We start from the raw sequence: 2326 nt of genomic DNA on the forward strand, positions 1-2326 counted from the left end.
TTAATTGGTTATGCTGGAACATATATTATCGCTGACCATATTCCAGATAATATTGTTAAGAATATAGAAAATAAAATAATGAAATAAACACATACATAGAATTGATGATAACTTCACCTAACACGCCGATTCCCAACATTCCTTCCGATGTCACACTGCTTGCGAGGCAAGCACCGCGCCACTTTTTCCGCTGAGGCGTTAAAAGGAAGGAACATCGGGAATCGCGGGAACGTTAACGGAAATTGTGGAAGAATTATATTTACGATGTAATAAAATAGAGAAATTTATTTTGTATAAGATGGCAGCAGCAAAAAAGCGTCATTGTTATCTTAACTATTTATACAATGGAGTCATTGACAGATTCACGATCAGAATTGGTTAAGTTGTGCAATGCCAGAAGTTTAGGTTAAGAGTCTAGGGTGTTGCCGCCACTCAGCTCACAATTAGAAGCGCAGTGACAATCGCTAAGTGGCGTCTAAAAAGGGTTAGGTTCAACATGGATTCGTTCTGACTGATATTAAAACCGGAAAAGGCAACATCCGTTAACACGCCGATTCCCAACATTTCCTTTGGCATCACAGTTGCGGTGGCGATAATGAAGGCGGTGTATGGAATGAAAGAATGCTCTTTCATGTGAGAGGCAACTATGCTGCCAATCTCCGTAGATTTTATGAAGTTGGTACCGTTAAGATAGATAAAGAAGAAATTGAAGTAGAAATTGCAGTGTGAAAGCGGAGCTCAGAAACATCGGGAATCGCGGGAACGTTATGTGAAACGAGCAATCTTAAAATGCAAATAAAAGAAAGACCACATTAATAATGGTCTTTACACGAAGCAATATAAATATTATTATCGTCAACTTTGTAAATGAGTCGATGTTCATCATTAATTCTTCTACTCCAATAACCACTAAGATTGTGACGAAGCGGTTCAGGTTTACCAATGCCAGTAGAATAACCATCGCGTTCAATACTTTTTATTAAGTCGTTGATCCTTTTAATTTTAGCCTTGTCATTTTTCTGCCAATATAAATAATCGTTCCATCCGTCGTCAGAGAAGAATTTATTCATCTAGCAAATCTCTTTTAGAAAATTTGCTGTTTTCAATTTGATCAATACCTGACTTGATTTTATTATAAATATCTGGATTACTGAAAATGCGGAAATTTTCCATCATATTGTTGTATTCATCTTCGGACATAAGGACGACATTTTCACCACGTGTTCTAGTAATGATAACAGATTCAACGTCGTTGACAACTTTATCGCAGATTTCTTTAAAATGGCTTCGTACTTGTGAACTTGGTACAGCGATCATGCTATCACCTCCATACAATAATTGTACAATAGATTGTACGAAAAATCAATTGTATATCCGTGAGGAAGATTGCTAGCATCACATAACACGCCGATTCCCAACATTCCTTCCGATGTCACGGCACTTGCGAGGCAAGCACCGCGCCACTTTTTCCGCTGAGGCGTTAAAAGGAAGGAACATCGGGAATCGCGGGAACGTTAGACAAAACTTTTAAATCAAGTACATATGGAGGAGCATTGATGAATAACGACACATTATCTATAATTGAAAGTTATGGAGAATATACACTGGATTACTTTTTAGATGAAGGAATTTTAAAAGACTTACCAATAGTTGGTCCGGCATTCAGTGCCATTAAGACAGGAAAAAGTATTCAAGATAGAATATTCCTAGAAAAGATAAGAGAATTCATAGATAATGTTGATGAAAATATAAAGTGGAGAGAAAAATTCTCTGATGTTGATGAGTGCTATAAGATTTCGAAAAAATTGGTTTATATAATTGACTCAACAGATGATGACGAAAAAATCAAACTAATTGCAATATTGTTCAATTATTATGTTGCAGGTGAATTAGATAAGGATGAATTTTTATATTTAAGTAGCATAGTTTCTAAATCATATTATAAGTTTTTAAAAACGTTGAAGAGTATCAATGATGTACGATTTTCCAATGATGGTGAAAAATATGATTCTAGTGTAATAAGTCATCTATATTCAATAGGATTATTTGATTATTCCGGATCCACAAAGGCTCAAATGAAAGAGGGCAAAGTAGTAAAATTGGGTTCTGTTATATACAATTTGAATGAATATGGAAACATATTAAAACAAATTATTGAGCATCATGATTAAGTCAACGCACATAAAAAGATTTAAAAGCTTCGTCTAAACCAGCTAATTCTTGTCAAGTATCTGATCAAAAATAGTATTCCGGCTGAATTTAGGGCATGCTAAACAAACCTGTAAATATCAGGTCAAAAAATGATAAAATTATATTATCAGAACTT

3 protein-coding genes are annotated in these 2326 nt (G+C 34.9%); 1 reads left to right on the forward strand and 2 read right to left on the reverse strand.

Annotation, left to right across the window (positions count from 1 at the left end):
- Positions 1-812: 812 nt before the first annotated feature.
- Positions 813-1070, reverse strand: a complete 258-nt coding sequence (locus tag KHM83_RS19475; protein WP_213238707.1) for a Txe/YoeB family addiction module toxin — start codon at positions 1068-1070, stop codon at positions 813-815.
- Positions 1063-1317, reverse strand: a complete 255-nt coding sequence (locus KHM83_RS19480; protein ID WP_213238708.1) for a type II toxin-antitoxin system Phd/YefM family antitoxin — start codon at positions 1315-1317, stop codon at positions 1063-1065. Before KHM83_RS19480 ends, KHM83_RS19475 begins: the two co-directional genes overlap by 8 nt.
- A gap of 239 nt (positions 1318-1556) precedes the next feature.
- Between KHM83_RS19480 and KHM83_RS19485 the strand changes: the two genes are divergently transcribed.
- A complete protein-coding gene (locus KHM83_RS19485) occupies positions 1557-2171 on the forward strand; it encodes a hypothetical protein (RefSeq protein WP_213238709.1) in 615 nt (204 codons plus the stop codon).
- Positions 2172-2326: the final 155 nt, after the last annotated feature.

It is taken from the genome of Fusibacter paucivorans, from assembly GCF_018390735.1.
Classification (GTDB): domain Bacteria; phylum Bacillota; class Clostridia; order Peptostreptococcales; family Acidaminobacteraceae; genus Fusibacter; species Fusibacter paucivorans.